Consider the following 24,298-nt stretch of genomic DNA (forward strand, 5'->3'; position numbering starts at 1 on the left):
GTTCAGACCTCATTCTAGCAGATAATTTGGTAACTTTAAGAGATTGGAATAAATTTTACATATATTTGATGCTTGGTTGCTATTGATTTAATAAAACACATCTATAGTTTAGAAGTACTCAAAAATAAAAATAGAAAACAGTGGAGGTCTTTCGTTTGAGAAAAATCAGTAAATTCGTATTGCCGCTAATGATGTCTATTACATTGCTTAGTGGTTGTGGCGCTAACAACACTACAAATAATGCAAACCAAGGATCGACGGACGGGGCAAATGCACCGAAGGAAACGGCAGCTCCTGTAGCAGAGGGTTATGTTCCAGAGAAGCTTACTGTACAATTTGTTCCTTCTCAAAATGCAGATACGCTCGAAGCTAAAGCGAAACCTCTTGAAAAATTACTGGGTGACAAGCTCGGTATTCCTGTAGAAGTAAGTGTCTCTACTGATTACAACACCGTTATCGAAGCTATGGCCTCTAAAAAAGTGGATGTAGGTTTCCTTCCTCCAACTGCTTACGTGTTAGCTAAAGAAAAAGGAGCAGCTGAGGTTATTCTTCAGGCTCAACGTTTTGGTGTAAATGATGAAACCGGTGGTCCAACAGATGAATTAGCGGATTTCTATAAATCTATGATTATCGTCAAGAAGGATTCTGCGATCAAATCGGTTGCCGATTTGAAAGGTAAAAAAATTGCCTATCAAAACGTTACATCCTCAGCAGGTTTTGTATGGCCGGCTGCAACACTAATGGATGCAGGACTTGATCCGTTGAAGGATGTACAAGCCATTACGGTTAAAGGTCATGATCAAGGCGTGCTTGCTGTGCTGAATGGTGACGTAGATGCAGCAGCTATTTTCCAAGATGCCCGGAACACGGTCGTTAAGGATTATCCAAAAGTATTTGAAGATACTCAAGTTCTCGCCTTTACTGATAAAATTCCTAACGATACGATTTCGGTCCGTTCAGATATGAATAAAGAATGGATAGAAAAAATCCAGCAGGCATTCATTGATATCGCAGCTGACACAGAAGGCCATGAGATTATCAAAGACATTTACTCTCATGAAGGTTATGTGAAATCACAAGACAGCAACTTTGACATTGTTCGCGAATACAACAGTAAAGTAAAAACAGAGTAGAACAGGCCGTTCAAGGATACAACGATGTTGGTGTATAACAGGCATTAAGGATAGCCAGCTCCGGATTCCCCCCCGGATCTGGCTATCTCTTTTATACGAATATACGAAAACACATAAAGGGATGATTTCATGATAGAGCTTCGTAATGTATCCAAAACGTATCTAAACGGAACCAAAGGATTAAACAACATTAACCTGACCATTCCAGCCGGAGAATTTGTAGCTATTGTTGGTCTTTCGGGAGCAGGGAAGTCGACCTTGCTGCGTTCCATTAACCGGCTTCATGATATTTCCGAAGGTAATATTCTTATTAACGGGCAGTCCATCACGAATGCAAAAGGAAGCCGGCTACGAATGATCCGTAGGAATATCGGAATGATCTTTCAAAGCTTCAACTTAGTGAAACGTACGACGGTGCTTCGTAATGTTTTGGCAGGACGGGTGGGCTATCATTCCACACTGCGGACGATACTTGGCAGATTCCCACAAAAGGATATCGATTTAGCCTTCGAATCCCTTGATCGGGTAAATATCGCCGAGAAGGCCTATACACGTGCAGATCAGCTATCTGGAGGTCAGCAGCAACGTGTTGCTATTGCCCGTGTTCTTGCGCAGGAGGCACAGATTATCCTCGCAGATGAACCTGTAGCTTCACTAGATCCGCTCACAACCAAGCAGGTTATGGATGATCTAAAGAAGATTAATATGGAACTGGGGATTACGACCATTGTGAATTTGCATTTTATTGATCTGGCTAGAGAATACGCTACCCGGATTATCGGGCTCCGGGCAGGAGAGGTTGTCTTCGATGGTCCTGTATCAGAGGCAACTGATGAGAGGTTTGCTGAGATTTACGGCAGACCGATTCATCAGGATGAGTTGTTGGGTGAGCCTGTAGTCGGAGGCGTGTGAGATGAGTGTAAATGCAGAGAAGCTACATCCCAAACCGCCAAGAAAGATAAAACATTATTTCACAGCCATTATATTAGTAGTATTACTGTGGAGAAGTGCTGTCTTAACCGATTCATCCTTCGGGGAGCTGATCTCCGGTCTGCCGAATATGCTTGATTTGCTTAAGGAAATGTTTCCCCCGAACTGGGGGTATTTTGACAACATTATAGATGCGATGCTGGAGACGATCCGGATGGCGCTGGTTGGCACAACGTTTGGTGCCATTCTTGCGGTTCCGGTTGCGCTGTTGTGTGCAAGCAATATTACGCAAAGCCGTTGGCTTCATTATCCGGTCCGTATGCTGCTGAACCTGATCCGTACGATTCCCGATCTGCTGTTGGCTTCTATCTTTGTGGCTATTTTCGGCCTCGGTGCGCTTCCTGGGATATTTGCATTGACGATATTTTCGTTGGGGCTGATCGCTAAGCTTACCTATGAAACGATGGAGACGATTGATCAAGGACCTTTGGAAGCAATGACTTCAGTGGGGGCTAATAAGATTCAACGCATTATGTTCGGAGTCATTCCACAGGTACAGGCTCATTTTATGTCTTATGTCCTATATGCCTTCGAGATTAATGTTCGTGCTGCGGCGGTTTTAGGTCTGGTAGGAGCGGGTGGGATCGGCCACTATTATGAAGTCACCCTAGGCTTTTTGGAATACGATAAGACTTGCACCATCATCTTGTTCACATTAGCAGTAGTACTGATTATTGATTATGTAAGCACTAAGCTGCGGGAGAAATTAATATGAGTAAATCATGGAATACCCTTGTCCCTAAACCCCGTAAAAATCGTTTTCGTTGGCTGATTTATGTAGCCCTAGCCGCGTTATATATTTGGGCTTTTTCGGGAGTGCCGTTTAATGGATTCAAAGAAACCGCCGGGATCATTACTAAAGCAATTTTTGCCGGGATATTCTCACCTGACTGGGCCTTCGTTTATTTACCAGATGGGGAGGATCTCCTGCGGGGATTGCTCGAGACGTTAGCTATTTCAATCCTAGGCACTTTTATCTCGACCTTTTTATGTATTCCTTTTGCATTTTGGGCTGCAGTTAACATGAGCAAGGGAAAGGTAATTTCAGGTTCCGGCAAGCTGATGTTGAGCTTTATACGAACCTTCCCTGAGATTATTATGGCTTTGTTATTCATCAAGGCTGTTGGACCGGGTTCTTTTGCAGGTGTGCTGGCTCTGGGACTACATTCGGTGGGCATGCTCGGCAAATTGTTCGCGGATGAGATTGAGAATATCGACAACGGTCCACTCGAAGCTTTAATTTCTTCTGGTGCCAGCCGCATGCAGGTATTGTGGTTTGCGGTGTTGCCGCAGGTGCTGCCGGGATTCTTATCCTATACCTTATATAGATTCGAAATTAACGTTCGTTCGGCTACGATTCTAGGTGTGATTGGAGCAGGGGGGATCGGCACACCGTTAATCTTCGCGCTCAGTTCACGGAATTGGGACCGCGTGGGGATTATACTGCTAGGTATCATTGCGATGATCACAATTATTGATTTGATTTCCGGCAAGATCCGGAAGAAGCTGGTGTAACCGAGTTGCATAATGATATGTGAGACAAAGACCTCCTTAGGGTATGAACCGAACCTAGGGGAGGTCTTTTATGATATGATCCATACTATATTGGACCATTCGAAAATGTATGAAAAAGTAATAATTATTTTTTCTGAAACATATGTTGGTCTATCCGACTTGTACCAAAGGAGTTGAAGGTTTGGAATCTGCGCTTATTGGCAGCTTTGTATCGGCAATGGCTACCGTTCTTGGAGCATTTCCGATCCTGTTCGTGAAGAGGTTATCCGAGAAGTGGAAAGATATCCTCGTAGCCTTCACTGCGGGGATTATGGTGTCCGCCTCCACGTTTGGACTCATGCCGCAATCGATCAAAGAATCGGGGATTATCGCTTTAACCTTGGGCTTGATTACCGGAGTGCTGCTGCTTGATTTAATTGAAAATAACATCCCACATATCGATGTGGAGAATAAGCCCGGTTATACCAATATGGATTCAAAAGCGCTGCTTGTTATGATTGCGCTGTTCATCCACAACATACCAGAAGGCCTCAGTACAGGTTTCAGTTATGCCAGCGAACAGGCCAGTTTAGGTCCTACCGTGGCGATTGCCATTGGCGCACAGAATATGCCGGAAGGTTTGATTCTTGCGGTCTTTCTGATGAATTCGCGAACTAGCAAGCTAAAAGCCTTAGGAATCGTTACACTTACCGGCTTGATGGAGATGGTATCTGCGGTGATCGGGTATTTTACTGCCAGTTACCTGCATAATGTTGTGGGTTATGGTCTAGCTTTTGCAGCCGGGGCTATGCTCTTTATCGTCTACAAGGAGCTGATTCCGGAGAGTCATGGCCATGGTTATGAGCGGCCTTCGACGTATTCGTTTATTTTTGGATTATTGATCATGGTGTACATCACGCAGATATTTGGGTGAGCAAATAGAACTCTAATCTATAAAAAAGAAGACCAATGAAATGCCAGAGCAGCTTTAAGCTGCCTGACCTCATTGGTCTTTGTCTTGTTATAACTAAGCTTTATCCCCGCAGAATTGCCTCAATTTGCTCTAGTTCTTCAGCGCTAAGCTCTGGGGCATTTAAGGAAGCGACGGCATCTTCAATCTGGCTTACCTTACTTGCGCCGATCAATGCAGAAGTTACTTTGTCTCCACGGAGTACCCAAGATAACGCTAGCTGAGACATTTTTTGTCCACGTGCAGCAGCAACCTCGTTCAGTTTGCGAACCTTGCCGATCGCCTCTTCAGTAATGGCATTCTCAGACAGGAATACACTTGGACCAGCGGCACGGGAATCAGGAGCGATTCCGTTTAGATAGCGATCGGTCAGTATGCCCCCTTGTAGCGGGGAGAACACAATGGAGCCGATGCCTTCTTCAGACAATACATCCTGCAAGCCATCTTCAATCCAGCGGGACATCATGGAATAGTTTGGCTGATGAATCAGGCATGGCGTGCCTAGTCGACGCAGAATTTGTGCCGCTTCGCGTGTTTGTTCAGGTCCGTAATTCGAAATCCCGACATACAGCGCTTTACCTTGGCGTACCACGAGGTCCAGCGCAGCCATGGTTTCTTCCAGTGGTGTATTTGGATCTGGGCGGTGGTGATAGAAAATATCAACATAATCCAGTCCCATACGTTTTAAGCTTTGATCTAGGCTGGAGACGAGATATTTTTTGGAGCCCCATTCACCATAAGGACCAGCCCACATATAATAACCAGCTTTAGTAGAGATAACCATCTCATCACGATAAGGGGTCAGATCCTTTTTAAGAATTTGGCCAAAACTTTCTTCGGCGGAGCCTGCGGGTGGACCGTAATTATTGGCAAGGTCAAAATGAGTGATTCCAAGATCAAAAGCTCTTCTTACCATGGCGCGGCCATTCTCAAATAAGTCGTTGCCGCCAAAGTTATGCCATAGACCAAGCGAGATCGCTGGCAGGAGTAGACCGCTCTTTCCGGTGCGATTATATTTCATATTGTCATATCTGGTAGCGCTTGCGTTATACATGATTTATTCCTCCTATAAACACTTATTACTTAGTACGTTACGTCCTTATTGTAGCGAAAGATCGCGGACAAACGTATGTCAGCAAGGAAGAAGTTTATAGTACAATGTCATTTTCGAGATGACGGCTACGGTATTCTTTTGGCGAACAACCTTTCACCTTCTTGAACATCCGTGAAAAGAGTAAGGGGTCCTGATAGCCCACAGAACGTGAGATTTCACCAATCGTGCATAAGGTCTCTGTCAGCAGCTCGCACGCCTTAGCGATGCGGAAATTTAATAAATACTGCTGGGGTGGCATACCTATTGTCCGTTTGAACAAGGAGGATAAATATTTGCGATCCAGCTTGAGCGAAGAGGACATCATCTCAACCGAAATATTTTCACAATAATGTGTATGCAAAAAGTGCAGGCATTGCTCGACGTAAATACTCTTTTGACGTGGTAAAGGAAGTACATCTGGAACTGCTGGCACCGCTCGAAGTAACAGAGAAAAGAACTCATACATAATTGCTTTTAGAGGTAGATCCAGACTGTCCGAAGCTTCAGCTGCTTGTGTCAGGAGCTCGTATAAATTCGGCATAAGCTGTTCATCCATTGGAAAGATCGGGTGCTCAGGTGACAAGGCGGTTTTGGCCAAAATATAATCAACCTGCTCCCCGGTAAAAGCTACCCAAGAATAGGCCCATGGATTTGCTATGTCTGCTGTGTAGGCAGTTACGATATGCGGATAGGTGAGAAAAGCTTGTCCTGGCTTAAGATAATGGGTCTGTTCACCCACAGTAACTTCACCTGTTCCTGCATGGATAAAATGTATTTTATATACGTCACGGACCCCAGGTCCAAAAAAATGTCCGGGAAGACACTGCTCCCGCCCCCAGTAATGGAGATGCAGGTCGGGATTGCCTCGGAAGGGACGCTCAGAATTATAGTTAAATATCGCCATGGATGATTCCTTCCCTTTCTTCTATAGAGTTAATCAAGGTAGTTGTACCCGCTTACTTTTATTATACAGCATATTTTAGAAGGAATATTAACTCGGAATTGCAGACAATTCAAAGATCGTAGTTTATCCCTGTCCAGTTTGGTTAAGTAAGCTATGAAGCTGAACGTATGAGCTAACTACATCAATAGGAGGTAATGGAGATGAATAAGAGAATAGTGGGTGTCTTTGCTGCCGAATACGAAGCTTCGCGAGCTATTGAGGAGTTGAAGCGTCAGGGCTGTAGGACAGAGGATATTTCGATTATCGCGAGAAATAAAGCGGATGAGGAAACTCTTAGAGACGAGTCAGGAACCGTGGCCCCGGAAGGTATGGCTACAGGTGCAGCTACTGGTGGCCTGCTGGGTGGAGTAACGGGGCTGCTGATGGGAATTGGCGCTTTGGCTATTCCTGGTATTGGACCTATTATTGCAGCCGGACCTCTTGCGGCAACACTAGCCGGAGCGGCGATAGGCGCAGGCAGTGGCGGGTTAGTCGGCGGACTTATTGGCCTTGGCATCCCTGAAGAGGAAGCAGAGAGCTACGATAATTACGTGGATGAAGGTCATATTCTAGTAATGGTGGATGTGGAAGGCGAGCAGAAGGAGCAAGAAGTGAAACAAATCTTCGCAAAGTATAACAGCCTGAACGCAGAACACTTTGAGAAAGTTGCTAATATAGATCCATTAGCGAGTGAACGTATTGGAAATAAATAAGAAGCAATTAGCATTCAGTGTAAAAAAACAAAACAGGCTATCTCACTAGCAAAGGATACTGCTAGTGAGATAGCCTGTTTTTTGCGGTTTTATAGAGAGACAGCATTTTGTCTAACAGTCTGCGCAGCCGGTATTTCTTTTCCTGGCAGGAAATGAATGCTGCGAATATAGCGGATTGTCCGGCTCTGTGCCCGCATGATTACCGAATGTGTCTCCGCGCGTTCTTTGCCGATAAAACGGACACCGTTCAAGAATTCACCTGACGTTACACCCGTGGCGGCAAAGAGGACGTCGCCCGTGCCAACCATGTCTTCCATGTGTAGCACTCGCGTTGGATTGGCAATTCCCATGCGTACACAGCGCTGTAGCTCTACTGGTCCATCCGGGAGCAATCTGCCCTGCATTTCACCACCAAGGCATTTCAGTGCAGCGGCAGCAAGAACACCTTCGGGTGCTCCACCGGAACCCATATATAAATCGACATCGCTGTCTGGCAGTGCAGCCGCAATAGCGCCAGCGACATCTCCGTGACCAAGCAGCTTAATTCGTACCCCGGCTTCACGCAGGCTATTAATCAGCTGCTCATGCCGTTTACGATCCAGCACCATTACGGTTAACTCGGAGAGGGATTTGCCAGTGTAATGGCAGGCTTTTTGCAGAGTGATCTCTACAGGGTCCTCGAGTCTAAGCTTACCGGCAAGCTCGGGCCCGCAGGCTAACTTCTCCATATAAATGTCCGGGGCATGCAGCAGGCTGCCTTTATCTGCTATAGCAATAACAGATTGCGCATTATGCAGGCCGCAGGCAACAACCTCAGTTCCTTCGAGAGGATCGACGGCTACATCGACAGCGGGACCTTTTTGGTTCCCGACTTTCTCACCAATATAGAGCATTGGAGCATCATCCATCTCTCCTTCACCTATCACAACAGTTCCGTCGATGGACACAGAATCGAACATGGAACGGATCGCAGTCGTGGCTGCATCATCTGCCGCATTTTTATCGCCCCGCCCAATCCAACGAGCCGAGGATAAAGCACCTAGTTCAGTTACCCGTACAATCTCAAGGGCCAGTTCGCGCTCCATTCTAATTCCCTCCAGTGCATTCTATATATTTTGTAAACTGAAATTTAGATATAACCCATAATAATACCAGCGGTTTCTTCTATAGCCTTGTCAGTAATATCAATTACAGGACAGCCCAGCTTGTTGAACAATGAAGCGGCGTATTCCATCTCTTCGGTGATCCGCTCCAGACTTGCATATTGGGAACCTGTCGGTAATCCGAGAACCTTAAGCCGCTCAGAGCGGACCTTCAGCATGTACTCGGTTTTCATGGTTAATCCGATAAGCCGGTTCGGCGGCAAGCTTAATAGTTCTTGCGGAGGACCAATCTCCGGGATAATCGGATAGTTAACGACTTTTTTTCCTCTATGGGCCAAAAAGATGCTAAGCGGTGTTTTTGAAGTACGGGACATGCCCAGCAGAACGATATCGGCTTTGAGCATGGCGCCCAGATCACGGCCGTCATCACAGGCGACGGTGAATTCTATAGCTTCTATGCGGCGGAAATAATTCTCGTCGAGCTGGTGTAGAAGACCTGGCCGCTGCTGAGGAGCATCGTCGAAGGTATCAATGAAGGCCTGCATCATAGGGCCCATGATATCAACGATCCGCAAATCAAGACGTACCGCTTCCTCGCGGATCATTTCTCTTAATTCTGGCTGCACTAATGTATAGGCGACAAAACCTTTATGCTGAGCTGCTTCTTCCATAAGCTTGCGTAGCTCGTCTTCATGCCTAATATTGCCGTATCTTTTAATGGTGACCTGCTGATTCTGAAATTGGTGAATAACGGCCTGCACGACAGCCTCTGCCGTATCTCCTATAGAATCCGAGCATATCGTTATTAAGTTGGAAGATTGCTCGATGCTCATGGGTTCCTCCTGTTATCCTTTGGCTTCAAGTTCGAGGAGAAGTTTGATGATGGAGGTTTTTGTTAAACGTCCTACCACATCCAGTTTTGTACCGCCGTCTTCAGCGGCGCTGGGAACAACCACCGGCAAACTGTCTACCTCGTGAAAAATCATCTTATGTGCAGCTTCAAGCACCGGCTCATCCGGTGAAGTTGTGACCACTTTGGGCTGGCGCGTCATAACCATGCTTACGGGCATGGAGACTGCACCGGGGTTGCCCAAGGTTACCTTTAGGAAATCCTTACGTGAAGCAACGCCCGTGAGTTTACCCTCTTCGTCACAGATAATAAGAGTGCCTACATCCTGTAGAAAAAGCGTAACTACGGCATCTTGAATAGTTGTGGTCTCACGGATAACTATAGGTACACTTTGAATTTCTTTGACCATCGTTTCCTGCAGCAGATAACCGCTTCCCTGACGACTGGATGATTTCAATCCTGGGAAGTACCCGACCTTCGGCTTGGCGTCGATATATTTGAGCATAACCAAAACAGACAGATCCGAGCGAATTGTAGGCCGGGTAAGGTTCAAACTTTCGGCAATCTGTTCGCCGGTAATCGGAGCTCTTTTGTTAACGATATCGATAATCTCTATTTGACGTGATGTCAGTTCGATCACAATTCCCTCCACTTCCGATAAAAAAGGCATTCCTCTTTAGAAAAGAAGCGCCGTTAAGCGAATCCTCCTTTCATATATGAGTCATATTTAGCTGTGTTTAATTTAACTTGTTTATATAATACGCAATAGTGGTCATAAATGCAATATATAGTACGTCATATTTTTGATTTTTTTAACGCAACAGTGTTGATCTTCTTTTTTTGCAGTAATTGCTTTAAAGCATCAGCATTCACTAGGATCGTTCCGGCAATGATGGTGAACACTCCAAGAATTGTAATCCAAGATACGGACTCCTTGTAAAAGAAAAAGCCTACACCCACGGCAATCGGTGGAGAAATATAAAGCCAGGTAGAAGGAAACACTGGGTTGGTCTTAGCTACGAGCCAGTAGAACAAGGTATGGCCGACCATGGAGCCGATAACTGTGAGATAGAGCAGTGAACCTGCTGTCTCGAATGAGAAGAGAAATGCAGGATGTACTTTTTCCGTGGCAAAAGAAAGAATGAATAACAACGCACCGCCATACATCATTTGAGCCGCATTCAGCGCAATTGGTGAGACCTCAGGCATACTGTTAATTACTTTTTTGGAGTAAATCGCACCTACAGCATAGCAACACTCTCCAATTAGGACTACGGCGCAACCGATGAGCCACAGTGGTGAAATATCAACGGCGAGATTGGGGAGAACCAGCAGCAGTACGCCAGTGAAGCCGATGATGCAGCCATATAGGGAGATGGCGGGTGCTTTTTGCCGAAGAATAGAGGTTTGGAGCAGCAGGATCATGATCGGTCCAGTGGCAGAGAGTACAGCTGCAAGCCCTGAAGAAACATATTGTTCAGCCCAGTAGAGACCCGCGAAGGTGCCGAAGGTTAGAGCAGACCCGGTGAACAACATTTCTTTGCGCAACAGCAAGGAGAAGCTGGCTTTTCGTTTCCAGACCATCCATAGGAATAGAACAGCGCCTGCGACAAAAAATCTTAAGCCCGCTGAAAAGAAAGGAGGCGCACCGGCATCTACACCGATTTTGATAGCTAGAAAGGTCGTGCCGAAGATCAGACATACAAGTGCATAAGCAAATAAGATCATTTTGAAAAGTCCCCTTTTGTGTGCTTTATAAAATATAAGAATTTATAAGCTGGCATTTTGTTAATCATAAAGGGGAGAGGACAGAACAGATTGCATTGTGTAGAACAGATTAATTCAGAAATCGTGTACAATATGATTACAAGGTTGTTCGGAGAGGAGTTGTAGCCAGATGAAAAAGGTTGTGGGAGCGGAGCATAATCATCCTTTGTTTCGGCAGGTCTATGAATTTCTATTAAACCGCATGGAGCGAGGGGAATGGGTCGCACATGATAAGCTTCCTTCTATACGGCTGCTGGCGGAGGAGCTTAAGGTACATCGACTGACCGTATTCAAAGCGTACAGACGGTTGACGGAGGATGGAAAGGTTTATGTAAAAGATAAATCAGGATATTACGTGGCACCCATAATCTCGCTTCCTGCTATTGAAGTAGGAGCCGCAGTATCGGCTTATGCGCTCACTAATCCGCTGTCTGATATTCAGAGAGTGCCAGTTAAGTATCAGTTCTCGCAGGCGCTGATTGATCCGGGGCTGCTGCCGAATCTTTTTCTATCTGACTATGTCAAAAAAGTGTTCGATCTATATCCCAAGGTAATGGGAACGTATGCCTCGGTCCAGGGGGATAACGAGCTGCGTGAGACGTTAAGCCACCACTTTCGGAAGCAACATCGGCTGCAGTTAACTTCGGAAGAGCTGCTTATTACCTCGGGTGCGCAGCAGGCGATCAATCTGATTGCCCGGATTGTGCTTGGTCCTCTGGATACGGTGCTTGTGGAGCGGCCTACTTATAGTGTTGCTATGGATATTTTTCGCCGGGAGGGGGCACGGTTGGTTCCGGTAGAGATCACTCCGGAGGGATATGATCTGGAGGAAGTAGAAGCTTTGATGAAAAAGCATAAACCGCGTATGTTCTACATTAATCCAACGCATCACAATCCAACTGGATACACGGTGCCTGTGCAACAGCGCAAGCTGTTGGTAGAACTGGCCGAACGTTATCGCTGTTTACTGGTGGAGGATGACCCGTTCCGCGATATGTATTTTGATGAGGAGCCGCCGCCGCCCTTTTTTGCTTATGATACGGAGGGGTGGGTGATCTATATCAGCAGCTTCAGTAAATATGTAGCCCCTGGCTTACGAATCTGTGCGGTGGCCTGCCGATATCCATTTATGGAGCGTCTAATCACGGCCAAATCACTCGCAGACAATGGCACTCCGCTGCTGAATCAAAAAATATTTCTACATTACTACACCTCCCCACGCTTGCAACAGCATCTCGGTAAGCTGCGCATTGCGCTTCAAGTGCATAAGGAAATTGTAGAAGAGGAGCTGGCGGGGACTGGCTGGGAATGGACGACTCCGCAAGGCGGATTAAATCTATGGGTGAAACTACCGGAGCATCTTACGATGGATCGCCTGTTTGCTTCAAGTATGGCGCAGTCGATCGCTTTTGTTCCTGGGGAGTTATTTGATCCACTGGGGGAAATGAAGTCAAGGCTTCGCCTAAGTTATTCCTTTGCAAGCGAAGGGGTGCTGCGCGAAGGAATACAGCGTTTGATTGGGATCGCGCACAGTTTGTGAGTGGTACAGCAGGTATGGGGGATTAATGAAGAGGATATGAGGAGTTAAAGAGGATTAGAGGAATTAAAGAAGAAGATTAGATTAATTACTGCCGGATAGACTTGTATCACTTGTTTGGAAATTCCTGTAACACTTTCTACGTTTGCTCCGTCTGTAAGGTAGAGAAGGGGGTTATCAAATTGCGAAAGATCAATTTCCGAAAGTTCAATTTCCGAAGTCCAATGATGATATTTCTAGGTGTCCTATTAATATTTACGGCTTTGCTGACGGTGCGGCCCTCAGTCACTTACGCCTGTTCCTGTGTTATGCCTGCGGAGCCACTGGAAGCTCTTGAGAAAAGTACAGCTGTCTTTGTCGGGAAAGTAGTGGACATGAAGGAGCCGTCACAGGGGAACATAATTTCTTCTGCTGATCCAGTAAAGGTAACCTTTGAGGTGGATTCCAGCTGGAAAGGGGTCGAGGGAAACCAAGTTACATTGACTACGGCTTTATCTTCTGCAAGCTGCGGCTTTGAGTTTGTGGAAGGGGAAAGTTACATTGTCTATGCTTATGCTAGAGACGGTGGAGAATCTGGTAATCTGGAGGCTAGTTTATGCAGTCGAACTAAGCGGCTAACCGCTGACTCAGTGGATCTGAAAGAGCTGGGACCGGGTATTTCGGCAACGACGCCTACCGCTTCTCCGGAGGTAACCCCGAATAATTCACCGGAGTCAGGAGCTGGGAGTAATGAGCCTGATCAAACGGGTAATTCTGCTGGGGACAGTGATTCCTTTCCTCTTGTTAATGTGGGGATTAGTGGAATAATTATCGTTCTAGCAGCTATAGCTGGGGCTGTTCTATACCGTCGTAGAAATGATGGAACGCGCAAAAAATGACTCTAACTGTAGAGTCACGTCATGTAATGTAATGGTGGGATCAAGTTAGGACGTAAGAGTATATAAGGGGTTGTGATAAAATAAGCGGTCGCTCGGGATAAACATCCGAGCGACCGCTTATTTGTTTGAGAAGACCTTGAGTAACTGGTGTTGGGCTGTGTTGGTGGACCAGTGGTGGAGTATGTTGGTGGGCGAAAAGGTACTGATGCTAATGCTGGTGTGTGCTGAAGGGCGGCGTAGGTCTAGAGTTGGTATGTGTGGAAGGGCGATGCAGGTCTAGTGCTGGTGCTGGTGCTCAAGTGTAGCTCGGAACCATCTAGAATCAATAATTAGGGAAATCCTCCCTGATTTTATCGTGTTTTACTCATTAATAGCGATAATTGGGGAATTCCTCCCTAAAATTCTGCGGAAATTGCCCTTTTTGCCTATAATCGGCTAATTATTAGGGAGAAATTCCGCAAAAAGTCCAATGTGTGCTTATAAAGATCGATTATCAGGGAGAAATTCCGCAAAAAGTTTAACGCGCGCCTATAAAGTTCGAATTTGAGGGAGAATCTCCTTAAATATCAGTTCAAGGAGGGCAGAATTCTGTGAAGCAAGTTGAACTTTAGATTGTAAGGTAAAGTAAGGTGAATTCCGTGTAGCAAGGTTAATTTGGGTGATGTGATTAAGGTGAATTTAGTGAGTTAATGATGAATTTTTGCGATGTAAGTTGAAATCTGTTGAAGTCAGTTGTGATGTCACTTGAGTTTAGATCGCAAGCCTACCTCACCCTCGTCACACCCACCCAAATAACCGGGCAAGCTGAGCGACAGCAAAGGTTACTCCGATGGCGATACCCAGCGGAATGACTGCTGAGAGAACGGCCCACTTCATGCTTTTTGTTTCCTTGTAAATGTTCACGAGTGTCGTACCACAAGGATAGTGGAGCAGGGAGAACAGCATCATGTTGAGTGCGGTCAGCCAGGTCCAGCCATGTGAGAGAAAGACATCTTTGATACTGCCTAAGCTGTCGATATCAACCATAGCGCCTGAGGACATATAGCCCATAAGCAGGATAGGCAATACGATTTCATTCGCAGGAAGTCCAAGAATAAAGGCCATGATGATAAAGCCATCCATGCCAAGCAAATGTGCGAACGGATCAAAGAATGCAGCCATATGATTCAGTACAGAATCGCCGCCAATAAACAGATTGCCTAGAATCCAAGTGATAATCCCGGCAGGGGCAGCAACGACGATAGCCCGAGTAAGTACGTTAAGGGACTTATCTTTGGAGGAAATAAGTATGGTCTTCCAGATTTGTGGACGGCGGTAGGGAGGAAGCTCCAATGTGTAATGTGTGGGAACCCCACGCAGCGCAGTTTTGGACATGACCCAGGAAACGGTTAAGGTAACAATGATGCCGATTAGAACCATTCCCATTAGGACGGAGGCAGTGGTGAATGTACGAAGCGCGCCTGTCGTAGCGGCTCCTGCCATAAATAAGGAAGACAATAAAATCAGCGTGGGCCAGCGGCCGTTGCAAGGGACAAAATTGTTGGTCAGTATAGCCAGCATTCGTTCACGCGGCGATTCGATGATTCGTGTGGAGAGGATAGCGGCCGCGTTACAGCCGAAGCCCATGGACATGGTTAAAGCTTGCTTGCCATGACCACCTGATTTTTTGAACAGTCGGTCCATGTTAAACGCAACGCGTGGCAGATACCCGAAATTCTCAAGCAGAGCGAATACGGGGAAAAAGATCATCATCGGTGGCAGCATGACACTGATTACCCATGAGGTGCCTCGATACAAGCCAAGCACAAACACGCCGTGCAGCCAAGCTGGGGCATGGAGAGCCTCAAATCCCGCTGTCAGATATCCTTCGATGAAGCCAAAGAAGGAAGCGAGCCAGCTAGAAGGGTAGTTAGCCCCGGCAATCGTAATCCAGAATACGACACCGAGAATGGCGAGCATGATGGGAAAACCCCAAATTTTGGAGGTCACGATATTATCCAGCTTATAAGTGCTGTTCAGTTTCTTCTTATCCCGATAAGTAACTGCATCTCCGCAGATGCCTGCGGATACGCCATATATACCACTGACAATCTCATCCCGAATGGCTCCGCCGTCAGCGAGCTTTTTTGCGGTGGACAATAGGGAATCTAGAGCGTCAGATCCCTTAGTGATAGGCAGTGACTCCATGGCCGATGACCTCCTTTGCTTCGGGTAAATCCTTGCTTTTCATATGCTCTTTAAGTGAAGTAAGCAGGCTGTCATCACCGTCCAATAAGCGCAGTGCAATCCAGCGAGCGGGATATTTGGTACCGATGGTTTGCTCTACCAATGGTGTAAGCTCGGCAATTCCCCGTTCGATCTCTTCGTTGTAACTAATCCGCAGCGGCTGCGCTGTGAATGAGCCTGTAGCCACTCGCTCCACTTGATCCAATAAGGCATCGATCCCTATTTTATTGCGTGCCGATATCGCAACGACGGGTACGCCGAGACGTTTGGAGATACTCTTCAGGTTGATGTCGATGCCCAGCTTACGTGCTTCATCAATGAGGTTGATGCAGACAACCGCGCGTCCGGTAATCTCCAGTACTTGCAAGGCAAGATTGAGATTACGTTCCAGCGAAGTAGCGTCAAGCACTACAAGTGTCACGTCTGGCTGTTCAAAAATAATATAATCTCTAGCCGCTTCTTCATCCGCGGAATTTGAGTATAGGGAGTACGTTCCTGGTAAATCTACCGCGAGGTATGAATGGTTATTGTGTTTGAATTCGCCTTCGGCAGTAATGACGGTTTTACCTGCCCAGTTTCCAGTATGCTGTCGCATGCCGGTTAGCAGGTTGAATAGTGTGCTTTTTCCGGTGTTAGGATTGCCTGCAAAAGCGACGGTGAACTGACTCATGCTTCTACACCTCCAATTAATTCTCCGAATATTAAAGAACTTTCTTCTCTACGCAGTGCAATGGTCGTATTGCTTACCCGAAAAGCTATAGGATCTCCTAATGGACTACGCCGCAACACCTCTACGATATTCCCGACTACGAACCCGAGGTCCAGTAATCTTCTTCTAAGCACACCTTGAACTTCAATGTCGCTGATGCGCAGCGTGCTACCCTTTGCAGCCTCTGATAAAGGAATAGTTGTTCCAGTCATGAGATCCCTTCTTTCATTTATATTTTTACCGCCTACGGTTTTTATTTTGTGTATTAGAACATTTCTTGTAGTCTGGCACAACATTAGTATATGGCAACAACTTTGTCCCTGCAACAAGAATGTTTCCCTTAGGCAAAATAAAATTAAGCAAAAAAAGCCCCTGACGAAAGAGGGCTTGTACGCTCTTTTCCGCAGGGTTGAGCTTAATTCCTAATTAACATAAAAATTACGACCAGCTGCCAAAATCAAGTGTACGTCCGGTCTCGACCAAGGTTTTAATATTACTCAGAACCTGCCACCAGGCGTTGATACTGCCAGCATATGAAGGATCATCAGGATGCCATTCATCGTGGATAAGCGTAAGCTTAGTAGTTCCACCCACCGGTTCAAGCAGCCAAGATATACGCGATTCATATCTTTCTGTACCCTTATGATAGGAGGGGCCGACCTTATGCGTGAAACGAAACGCTTTTTGTGGAGTGAACTCCAGCAGAGTCCCATATACATGTATCGTTTCATCGCCATCTGCACCGGGACCAACATATTCAAGCAATTCACCTTCTTTAAAAGTTGATTGGATTACGCTCCCGTAGTAAATCTGTTTAGTACCTTCGGGAGAGATCAAAGTCTCCCATACCTGCTCAGGTGTTCCGCCAATATAAAATTCATAGTGAAGTTCTTTCATTCCTTATTCCTCCTTGGTTTGTACAATCATTTATTCCCTTAGACTTATTTACACTATACAAAAGGATCACTGACAACTACGGTCAGTGATCCTAAAATAATCATTTTAAGTTTTATAATAAGCTGCCAGATCGGTAGCTATAGCGGACAGCTTTTGTTTCAGAGCTAAAGGCTCTAGGATTCGTAGTGTTGATCCATAAGGCAACAAGAAGTAAGGCGCATAAGTCAGTAAGGAGGTCTCATCGACTTGAAAACGGGCTTGTCCGTCAATGCGCTGCACCAGCGCATGTCCAAACAGCCAATGACTGCATAGATCGTTCAGGATTCCTTCATCGGCGGCGATGACTACTGCTATGAGTTTCTCTGGAGTATTTGGTGTGGGCAGCAAGCTTTTTAACAAAAAATCACGTGCAGAGAAGTCAGCAGGACGGGCAAACAGAGCTTCTGTGCGGTGCAGTTCAGTTATTCTATCGACTCGGAAAGACCGAATTTCTTGCCTCTGATGGCAATAAGCAACGGTGTACCATTGCCCTTTCCACAGGACAAGTCCATAAGGATCAATAGCGCGGGAAGAAATCGTCTCCCCGTTTCCCTTCCGATATTCCATCTGGAGGGTATGTCCGTTCGCCGTCGCTAATTCAAGCTCTTGCAGTAGGTGGGGAAGCGGCGCAGCAGGGGAGTGGATGGTTTCTATCCCGCTCTCATGACGCTCCATCTGTTCTAATTGCTGCGCATTGCTGTACCGTTTCAGTTTGGCGATTGCTTGATCTAGAGCTTCTACATAAGGATATCCAGTTCCCCGCGCAAAGGAGGCGGCTTGCAGGAGGGAACGTTGTTCGTCGGAGTCAAAGAATAACGGGACCTCGGAAAAATGCTCCGGAAGGCTATAGCCACCACCAGGTCCACTATCCGCGATAATGGGTACGCCACTGATGCATAACGCGTCGATGTAACGATAGACAGAGCGGACACTGATCTCTAGCGCTTCTGCTAGTTCCCCGGCGGTTCTTCCCCGTTGCTTGAGCATCCAGAGAATGGATAACATGTGATCAGCCTTGGACATAAATCAGGAACCTCCTTGCCTCATTAATTAGTAATAGTTTACTAACTATAGCAAATTGCCTATTGATCAGCTAGAGAACCTTTTGGTGCTGCCATAAGTTCCAAGCCGCGAAGTACATCCAGGGTTACGATTCTTTTCAACATGGTGTTACACCATTATTTTCTTGAGACTATGAATGTACCGTGATCTCGCAATAAGGAAATAGATAGTTTGCACAACCAGAAATACAGCAGATGTAGTAAGCACGGGCACAGTTACATTTGTGATATTAATCTGTTTCAGTATCGGGCGTATCACGACAAGGGTCTGAATGGTGGCAATAATAATCGGAATATAGAAAAGCACAGAAATCTGTTTGGTAGCAGAAGCTGACATTTCTTTAGTACTTAAACCGATTTTGGACAAAGCATTATACATTTGCTTATCTGTGTTGAGCTCAGTATGAAGCTTAAAAAAGAGAAAGCTGGCGGATGATAGCGAGAAGATCAGTGCGATAAAAATTCCTATAAAGCTAAGCATGGCGGCTCCCTGTTTGGTCGATAGATAGCTGTCTGCTCGCGATCCCAGTATAGAGCTGTATTGATGGTTAGCCTTGTTAGCGGCTTTATTCCATTGGATAAGGTCTCTGGTGACAACAGCTTCAGCTGAGCTGTCATTAGGTGTAGGACCGTCCCATGCAGGGATTTTGTATAGATATTTCACATAAGGTCTCGTGTACTTCTCTGTTGAATTAGAAATCTTATGATATAAGTTGTCATCTACGATTAGAAGTGAGGTGGCCATTGGATCTACTGGATGCACCTTTGGTGTTCGTAATTCTTTTAACATCAGTTCCTCATCTTTTTGAACCTTCAAATGAATCGCTCGATTAGCAGCATAATTCTGTGAATCCATATGTGGGTTCAGCAGTAATACAGCTTCTTTTTCAGACAAGGGTCCAACCTCGGACACATCCATCTGTAAGCCCAGTTGATTAAACTGTGAGCGGGAGATCAGATCAATTCCAAGTATTATTTCCTTATCGATTCCTTGAATGGAAGCAGAGATTAGATCTACTTTATTCTCTGTATACTCGACTTTAGCATTCTTTAATTTAGTGTGAATGGGCTCTAAATCTGGTGCTTCATCCTTCGGATCATAAATCGTATAACTCACAGCGAATGGGGATTTTTTATAGAGGTCTGAGTTCGCTTGATTAATCGATAAAAGAATTCCCGAAGCCATGCAGGCAAGCGAGGTAACCACAGTTACAAGGAACAGCATTCTTGCATTGTCTTTAATCTTATAACTCATCTCGGAAATCCACAGCAGATTGGTCCCGCGCCACAACTGTTTGCGTCTTAGTTTTAGTAGGCGAATGCCCAATACAGATAACTGAGAGTAGAAAAAGTAGGTTCCAGCGATACCTGTGACAGCGGCGACTAACAGTGAGGACGGGGACAATTGCTTCCGAATCGCGAGAGCGCCGACGGTCAACAGTAGAAGCCCAAAGAGCGAGAACAACAAGGAGACACGGGGTTCTTTTTTAGGTTTAACATTTCCCTTAAGCAGTTCAAGAACTTGATGTTTACGAATGAACAATAATGTGAAGATCGAAATGACCAGAAATAATGAAATGAAAGAGATAGAAGTAATCATTAACGCCTTCATTGGCCAATAAAAGGGCAGTGGCTCCATGCCCATAATTGTCGTGCTTAGCAGCAAGAATAACTTGGATAAAAGTATGCCGAAAGACACACCTGTTACTATAGAGAGCAGTCCGATCAGCATGTTTTCTATAAGAATCAGCTTGTTGATCTGGCCAGGTCGTGCGCCTAAAATCATCAGTATGCCGAACTCCAGATTACGCATTTTCAGAAATGCGCTAATCGAATATAGTACGAAAAAGAACGCAAAGATAAACACAATGTAAGAAGCAATTTGCATGCCGGAGGCTGAATTCGCACCCAGCGCGATGTTCGTAATACTAGGGTGATAAATAAAGACTGAATAAGAGAAAAAGATCATGACCATAAAAGCACTGCTTAAGAAAAAAGCAAAATAAGCGCGCGAATTACGGCGTACATTATTAAACGCGAATTGAGGAAAGTTCATGACTATTCCCTCCCCAGAATGAAAGTGTATCGATAATCTTTTGGAAGAAGGCCTGACGGTTATCTCCCCGGTGAATTTCCGCTGCTAGTTTGCCGTCTTTTATAAAAACAATTCGGTTGCAGTAGCTCGCTGCCAGTGGATCATGTGTTACGAGCATTAGCGTGGTGCCTTCTTTGTGGTTAATATCTTCCAGCGATTCCATCACCATCCGCGAAGAATTGGAGTCAAGCGCACCCGTAGGCTCATCGGCCAATATAATCGAAGGAGAGGTGATGATCGCCCGGGCAATTGCGGTCCGCTGACGTTGTCCCCCTGAAATTTCATAGGTGCGTTTGCTCAGAATATCGGTAATGTTTAAGCGTTCAGCGACTCTTTGAAGCAAGATTTCCATCTGTGAGAGCTTACGGTTATCCAAAGTCAGGGGCAGCACAATATTTTCGGCGACGGTTAACGTCTCAAGCAGGTTGAAGTCCTGAAACACAAAGCCTAGCTGTTTTCGGCGAAAGTGGGCGAGCTCTTTTTTATTCAAAAGATAAGGGTTGCTGCCATTGATATTCACTTCGCCAGAGGACGGCTGGTCGATTGTGGATACCATATTGAGCAGTGTTGTTTTACCGCTACCAGACGGTCCCATAATTCCGACAAATTCACCTTTTTCAATATTAAGATGAATATCGGTGAGGGCTTGGGTCACTATTTTGCCGGGGTATACCTTATGAAGTCCTTTGACTTCCAATACGTTCATATCATTCATTCCTTCCAATACAAAAATGATTTCATCCGCCTTATTCGGGGAACGGGTTATGTATATAATTTATAAGATTGAGAGATTAGCTGCTATGGATTTACCTTAAGGTTCCCTTACAGAGACGTTAAGGTTATGTTCGCCTTTCTCCTTGTGGAGAATGGGTTGAGAGATAAGTAGCCTATAAAGAAGAAGGAGGCTTCAAAGCCATGAATAATGACGACGAAGTCCCCTCAATATTATTTCTGTAGATGATCACTGTTGCTAAAAATAAGCCGCACACGGGTCCCTTCCCCGAGCCGGGACTGAATATCCACCTTGTGTTCGAGCCTGTTGCAAATCTCCCGGACGAGATACAGCCCCATCCCTGTCGATTCATGATAATGTCGTCCGCGGTCACCCGTAAAGTAGGGATTAAAGACCCGCTTCAGATCCTCAGGAGAAATGCCGATCCCTTGATCGGTTATATCCAGAATCGTGTCGGTGCCTACACGCTGAGCTGAGAGGGTAACGGTCTTGCCAGTACCGGAGGTATAGTTTACGGCATTGGTTAAGATTTGGGCCAGCATAAACATTAACCATTTAGCATCGCTATATACCGCGAGATTGGCATCCACCTGTACATCTACTTTTATACCCCGGCGTATGAATAGTCTGCGATTTTCGGCTACCGCCTCACTAACGGTTTTGCGCAGAAGTAACGGTTCAACTTGAAAATCATTTTCAAATCGGTCAAGTCTTGAAGTGTAGATAACCATCTCCAGCCCTCCGCGCAGACGTTCCAGTTCCTCCTGAATACTTGCGGCAGCCTCCTCTTCAAGATCCTTTAGCGTAAGCTGAATTACAGAGAGCGGGGTCTTCATTTGATGAACCCAGCGATTCATGAATACGATATGCTGATCCATCTGGCGCGCATGCGCATTCACTTGCTCCTGATACTGGCGGTCAATCAGCTGCAATAACTCATGGATAGCTTCTGAAAGAGGAGTGTCTCCTAAGGAAACAAGATGTTTTCGGAGCATGTCCATAGGTTCGCTTAATGCTGCATACAATCTCCGGTGCTGAACGTATCGGTAGCCTAAATATAGCAATAGAACTACGGTACTCAAGGCGATTCCATAAAGCATGATAGAGATCGGTCTGTTCTCACCAGACAGCCAATACAGCAAAGGGATAAGCAGCATCTGAAGCAGATAGAATAGGATCAGTGAGATCTGGTCTCTCCAAAAAAGCCTCATGGCGTATCCTTAGAAACATTAAGCCGATAGCCAGCGCCTCTTACGGTTTCCACAATGTCGCCAAGACCGAGATCCTTGAGCTTTTTGCGGACACGGGTTATGTAGACATTTAATGTATTGTCATCTATGAAATGCTGATCCTTCCACATGAGATCGAGCAGACGCTCCCGGTTAACCACTCGTCCTTCCTTAAGCAGTAAAGCTTCCAGTAGAACCGCTTCCTTTTGGGTTAGCTCACTCGTGTGCCCGTCGTATTGGATCATATATCGTTCAGGATAGAGGATTAAACCTCCAGATTGGAGTTTATTCTCTTCTTGAGTCTGTGAGTATGAACCGTATGCTCTACGTATGTGGCTGCGGATTTTGGCAAGTACAACCTCATAGTGAAAAGGCTTAGTGATATAATCGTCCCCGCCATTCTCAAGCGCCATCACCTGATCCATTCCACTATCCCGTGCAGAAATGAACAGAATCGGGCAGAGTGAGAGGGAACGAATCTGGCGGCACCAGTAGAACCCATCGTATTTAGGCAGATTGACGTCCAGTAAGATAAGGTCAGCCGAGCTTTCATTAAAAGTCTCCAGCACCCTGTTGAAATCCTCTACAATAATTGTATGGAACCCATATTTCGATAGGTACGTGCTCAGCAAGCTTGCCAGCTTGGCATCGTCCTCTATGATTAGAATCGTCTCCATATTTTCACTCCTTTGTTCAGTTATACAGTAACATGTACAAGGAAAATTATGCAAAAAGAGTACTCTTATTCGTGGTCAACGTAAGAATCTAGCTAGTTTTACCGAAGGGGAATTTGGCTGATCTAAGCCTAGCTGATCTAGCTCTAGCTGACCTAGCTGTAGCTGGCCTAGCTCTAGCTGATCTAGCCTAGCTGGCCTAGCTCTAGCTGATCTAGCTCTAAGCAATCCAGATTTCGCTCAAGCGGATTATCCAGACTTAATTGCACTTTGTACACTTATTTCTGCGTAGATCGTCCCTAGAAGCCGTTTAATTGCACTTCGTGCAACTAAAAAGGGTGAATCTAGTGGAATTAAAGGAAAACCAGAAATTTAACTGCACGAAATACAACTAACTATCTTTTGAAGGAGCATTCTGAGGAAATAGTTGCACTAAATGCAGTTAACGGATGCGTGGAGCTCATAATTATCGCTTGAAAATAGTTGATCAGTGACTATTTCCTCCGGAAGAAGATCGCGCACTCCAAAGCTTTCTCTAATTGCACTTTGTACACTTATTTCTGATTAGATAGTCCATAGAAGTCATCTAATTGCACTTTGTACACTTATTTCTGCGTAGATAGTCCTTAGAAGCCATTTAATTGCACTTCGTGCAACTAAAAAGGGTGAATTCGGTGCAATTAAAGGAAAACCGGAAATTTAACTGCACGAAATACAACTAAACTAACTTTTGAAGGAGCATTCTGAGGAATAGTTGCACTAAATGCAGTTAACGGATGTGTGGAGCTCATAATTATCGCTTGAAAAGCTTGATCAGTGACTATTTCCTCCCGAAGAAGATCGCCCACTCCAAAGCTTTCTCTAAATGCACTTTGTACACTTATTTCTGCGTAGATAGTCCCTAGAAGCCGTTTAGTTGCACTTCGTGCAGCTAAAAAGGGTGAATTCGGTGCAATTAAAGGAAAACCGGAAATTTAACTGCACGAAATACAACTAAACTAACTTTTGAAGGAGCATTCTGAGGAATAGTTGCACTAAATGCAGTTAACGGATGCGTGGAGCTCATAATTATCGCTTGGAAATAGTTGATCAGTGACTATTTCCTTCGGAAGAAGATCGCCCACTCAACAAACTTACTCTAATCGCACTTTGTACACTTATTTC

At 45.5% G+C, this 24,298-nt stretch carries 23 protein-coding genes; 8 read left to right on the plus strand and 15 right to left on the minus strand.

Annotation, left to right across the window (positions count from 1 at the left end; genetic code table 11):
* The first annotated feature begins 155 nt into the window (after window positions 1-155).
* The 5 genes from MKY54_RS05595 (at window position 156) to MKY54_RS05615 (ending at window position 4,551) form a co-directional block, all read left to right on the plus strand.
* The gene (locus MKY54_RS05595) at window positions 156-1,133 is read left to right on the plus strand and encodes a phosphate/phosphite/phosphonate ABC transporter substrate-binding protein (RefSeq protein ID WP_038568963.1); all 978 of its coding nucleotides are present in this window, start codon (window positions 156-158) and stop codon (window positions 1,131-1,133) included.
* Window positions 1,134-1,262: 129 nt separating this feature from the next.
* Entirely contained in the window at window positions 1,263-2,045 is a 783-nt protein-coding gene (gene phnC, locus MKY54_RS05600) for a phosphonate ABC transporter ATP-binding protein (protein WP_076187310.1), read from the plus strand.
* 1 nt (window position 2,046) lies between these two features.
* On the plus strand, window positions 2,047-2,838 hold the full coding sequence (phnE, locus tag MKY54_RS05605) for a phosphonate ABC transporter, permease protein PhnE (RefSeq protein ID WP_036676482.1): 792 nt from the start codon (window positions 2,047-2,049) through the stop codon (window positions 2,836-2,838).
* Window positions 2,835-3,638 carry a phosphonate ABC transporter, permease protein PhnE gene (gene phnE / locus MKY54_RS05610; protein WP_036676480.1) on the plus strand — a complete coding sequence of 268 codons (804 nt, stop codon included), beginning with the start codon at window positions 2,835-2,837 and terminating at the stop codon, window positions 3,636-3,638. The genes phnE (MKY54_RS05605) and phnE (MKY54_RS05610) overlap by 4 nt, the downstream gene beginning before the upstream one ends.
* 181 nt (window positions 3,639-3,819) lie before the next feature.
* A complete protein-coding gene (locus MKY54_RS05615; protein WP_036676473.1) occupies window positions 3,820-4,551 on the plus strand; it encodes a ZIP family metal transporter in 732 nt (243 codons plus the stop codon).
* Window positions 4,552-4,651: 100 nt separating this feature from the next.
* Here the strand turns inward: MKY54_RS05615 and MKY54_RS05620 are convergent, their stop codons facing one another.
* Together MKY54_RS05620 and MKY54_RS05625 are read right to left on the minus strand one after the other, a co-directional pair.
* Window positions 4,652-5,644, minus strand: coding sequence for an aldo/keto reductase (locus MKY54_RS05620; protein WP_339191126.1), 993 nt, complete (start codon window positions 5,642-5,644; stop codon window positions 4,652-4,654).
* Window positions 5,645-5,735: 91 nt separating this feature from the next.
* Window positions 5,736-6,584 (minus strand): AraC family transcriptional regulator, encoded by an 849-nt coding sequence (locus tag MKY54_RS05625; protein WP_076130624.1) that lies wholly within the window; start codon window positions 6,582-6,584, stop codon window positions 5,736-5,738.
* 200 nt (window positions 6,585-6,784) lie between these two features.
* On the opposite strand from MKY54_RS05625, the gene MKY54_RS05630 reads away from it, so the two are divergent.
* Window positions 6,785-7,336, plus strand: a complete 552-nt coding sequence (locus MKY54_RS05630) for a general stress protein (RefSeq protein WP_339189871.1) — start codon at window positions 6,785-6,787, stop codon at window positions 7,334-7,336.
* 89 nt (window positions 7,337-7,425) lie between these two features.
* Here MKY54_RS05630 and glpX read toward each other — a convergent pair whose 3' ends face one another.
* The 4 genes from glpX to MKY54_RS05650 all read right to left on the minus strand — a co-directional run bounded on the left by glpX (window position 7,426) and on the right by MKY54_RS05650 (window position 11,017).
* Window positions 7,426-8,421, minus strand: coding sequence for a class II fructose-bisphosphatase (gene glpX, locus MKY54_RS05635; RefSeq protein ID WP_339189873.1), 996 nt, complete (start codon window positions 8,419-8,421; stop codon window positions 7,426-7,428).
* 44 nt (window positions 8,422-8,465) lie between these two features.
* A complete protein-coding gene (locus MKY54_RS05640) occupies window positions 8,466-9,266 on the minus strand; it encodes a pyruvate, water dikinase regulatory protein (RefSeq protein WP_339191127.1) in 801 nt (266 codons plus the stop codon).
* An 18-nt stretch (window positions 9,267-9,284) separates the two neighbouring features.
* Window positions 9,285-9,929, minus strand: coding sequence for a helix-turn-helix transcriptional regulator (locus MKY54_RS05645; RefSeq protein WP_081383827.1), 645 nt, complete (start codon window positions 9,927-9,929; stop codon window positions 9,285-9,287).
* A 155-nt stretch (window positions 9,930-10,084) separates the two neighbouring features.
* Window positions 10,085-11,017, minus strand: coding sequence for an EamA family transporter (locus MKY54_RS05650; RefSeq protein ID WP_339189875.1), 933 nt, complete (start codon window positions 11,015-11,017; stop codon window positions 10,085-10,087).
* 169 nt (window positions 11,018-11,186) lie between these two features.
* On the opposite strand from MKY54_RS05650, the gene MKY54_RS05655 reads away from it, so the two are divergent.
* Both MKY54_RS05655 and MKY54_RS05660 read left to right on the plus strand, forming a co-directional pair.
* Complete coding sequence (locus MKY54_RS05655) at window positions 11,187-12,596, plus strand: PLP-dependent aminotransferase family protein (RefSeq protein ID WP_076130628.1); 1,410 nt, start codon at window positions 11,187-11,189, stop codon at window positions 12,594-12,596.
* Window positions 12,597-12,775: 179 nt separating this feature from the next.
* A complete protein-coding gene (locus MKY54_RS05660; protein ID WP_076130629.1) occupies window positions 12,776-13,471 on the plus strand; it encodes a hypothetical protein in 696 nt (231 codons plus the stop codon).
* A 777-nt stretch (window positions 13,472-14,248) separates the two neighbouring features.
* Here the strand turns inward: MKY54_RS05660 and MKY54_RS05665 are convergent.
* The 9 genes from MKY54_RS05665 to MKY54_RS05705 form a co-directional block, all read right to left on the minus strand.
* Complete coding sequence (locus tag MKY54_RS05665; protein ID WP_076130630.1) at window positions 14,249-15,658, minus strand: nucleoside recognition domain-containing protein; 1,410 nt, start codon at window positions 15,656-15,658, stop codon at window positions 14,249-14,251.
* Window positions 15,636-16,367, minus strand: coding sequence for a FeoB small GTPase domain-containing protein (locus MKY54_RS05670; RefSeq protein ID WP_076130631.1), 732 nt, complete (start codon window positions 16,365-16,367; stop codon window positions 15,636-15,638). The genes MKY54_RS05665 and MKY54_RS05670 overlap by 23 nt, the downstream gene beginning before the upstream one ends.
* Window positions 16,364-16,618: a FeoA family protein gene (locus MKY54_RS05675; RefSeq protein WP_036679839.1), complete on the minus strand. Its 255-nt coding sequence runs from the start codon at window positions 16,616-16,618 to the stop codon at window positions 16,364-16,366. Before MKY54_RS05675 ends, MKY54_RS05670 begins: the two co-directional genes overlap by 4 nt.
* 226 nt (window positions 16,619-16,844) lie before the next feature.
* A complete protein-coding gene (locus tag MKY54_RS05680) occupies window positions 16,845-17,303 on the minus strand; it encodes an SRPBCC domain-containing protein (RefSeq protein ID WP_076104700.1) in 459 nt (152 codons plus the stop codon).
* Between the two features lie 105 nt (window positions 17,304-17,408).
* Window positions 17,409-18,365, minus strand: coding sequence for a YafY family protein (locus tag MKY54_RS05685; RefSeq protein ID WP_076280460.1), 957 nt, complete (start codon window positions 18,363-18,365; stop codon window positions 17,409-17,411).
* A gap of 147 nt (window positions 18,366-18,512) precedes the next feature.
* A complete protein-coding gene (locus MKY54_RS05690) occupies window positions 18,513-20,459 on the minus strand; it encodes an ABC transporter permease (protein WP_339189878.1) in 1,947 nt (648 codons plus the stop codon).
* Window positions 20,434-21,204, minus strand: a complete 771-nt coding sequence (locus MKY54_RS05695) for an ABC transporter ATP-binding protein (RefSeq protein ID WP_036679832.1) — start codon at window positions 21,202-21,204, stop codon at window positions 20,434-20,436. The genes MKY54_RS05690 and MKY54_RS05695 overlap by 26 nt, the downstream gene beginning before the upstream one ends.
* Before the next feature lie 239 nt (window positions 21,205-21,443).
* Entirely contained in the window at window positions 21,444-22,442 is a 999-nt protein-coding gene (locus MKY54_RS05700; RefSeq protein WP_339189879.1) for a sensor histidine kinase, read from the minus strand.
* Complete coding sequence (locus MKY54_RS05705; protein WP_339189880.1) at window positions 22,439-23,137, minus strand: response regulator transcription factor; 699 nt, start codon at window positions 23,135-23,137, stop codon at window positions 22,439-22,441. The genes MKY54_RS05700 and MKY54_RS05705 overlap by 4 nt, the downstream gene beginning before the upstream one ends.
* Between the last annotated feature and the right edge of the window lie 1,161 nt (window positions 23,138-24,298).

This window comes from Paenibacillus sp. FSL P2-0121 (genome assembly GCF_037975345.1).
In the GTDB taxonomy this organism is placed as follows: Bacteria; Bacillota; Bacilli; order Paenibacillales; family Paenibacillaceae; genus Paenibacillus_AQ; species Paenibacillus_AQ odorifer.

Coding starts and splice junctions, on each gene's coding strand:
- phnC (WP_076187310.1), top strand. CDS start 1,263: ATGATAGAGCTTCGTAATGTATCCAAAACGTATCTAAACGGAACCAAA.
- phnE (WP_036676482.1), top strand. CDS start 2,047: ATGAGTGTAAATGCAGAGAAGCTACATCCCAAACCGCCAAGAAAGATA.
- phnE (WP_036676480.1), top strand. CDS start 2,835: ATGAGTAAATCATGGAATACCCTTGTCCCTAAACCCCGTAAAAATCGT.
- MKY54_RS05625 (WP_076130624.1), bottom strand. CDS start 6,584: ATGGCGATATTTAACTATAATTCTGAGCGTCCCTTCCGAGGCAATCCC.
- MKY54_RS05630 (WP_339189871.1), top strand. CDS start 6,785: ATGAATAAGAGAATAGTGGGTGTCTTTGCTGCCGAATACGAAGCTTCG.
- glpX (WP_339189873.1), bottom strand. CDS start 8,421: ATGGAGCGCGAACTGGCCCTTGAGATTGTACGGGTAACTGAACTAGGT.
- MKY54_RS05650 (WP_339189875.1), bottom strand. CDS start 11,017: ATGATCTTATTTGCTTATGCACTTGTATGTCTGATCTTCGGCACGACC.
- MKY54_RS05655 (WP_076130628.1), top strand. CDS start 11,187: ATGAAAAAGGTTGTGGGAGCGGAGCATAATCATCCTTTGTTTCGGCAG.
- MKY54_RS05665 (WP_076130630.1), bottom strand. CDS start 15,658: ATGGAGTCACTGCCTATCACTAAGGGATCTGACGCTCTAGATTCCCTA.
- MKY54_RS05670 (WP_076130631.1), bottom strand. CDS start 16,367: ATGAGTCAGTTCACCGTCGCTTTTGCAGGCAATCCTAACACCGGAAAA.
- MKY54_RS05675 (WP_036679839.1), bottom strand. CDS start 16,618: ATGACTGGAACAACTATTCCTTTATCAGAGGCTGCAAAGGGTAGCACG.
- MKY54_RS05680 (WP_076104700.1), bottom strand. CDS start 17,303: ATGAAAGAACTTCACTATGAATTTTATATTGGCGGAACACCTGAGCAG.
- MKY54_RS05685 (WP_076280460.1), bottom strand. CDS start 18,365: ATGTCCAAGGCTGATCACATGTTATCCATTCTCTGGATGCTCAAGCAA.
- MKY54_RS05690 (WP_339189878.1), bottom strand. CDS start 20,459: ATGAACTTTCCTCAATTCGCGTTTAATAATGTACGCCGTAATTCGCGC.
- MKY54_RS05695 (WP_036679832.1), bottom strand. CDS start 21,204: ATGAACGTATTGGAAGTCAAAGGACTTCATAAGGTATACCCCGGCAAA.
- MKY54_RS05700 (WP_339189879.1), bottom strand. CDS start 22,442: ATGAGGCTTTTTTGGAGAGACCAGATCTCACTGATCCTATTCTATCTG.
- MKY54_RS05705 (WP_339189880.1), bottom strand. CDS start 23,137: ATGGAGACGATTCTAATCATAGAGGACGATGCCAAGCTGGCAAGCTTG.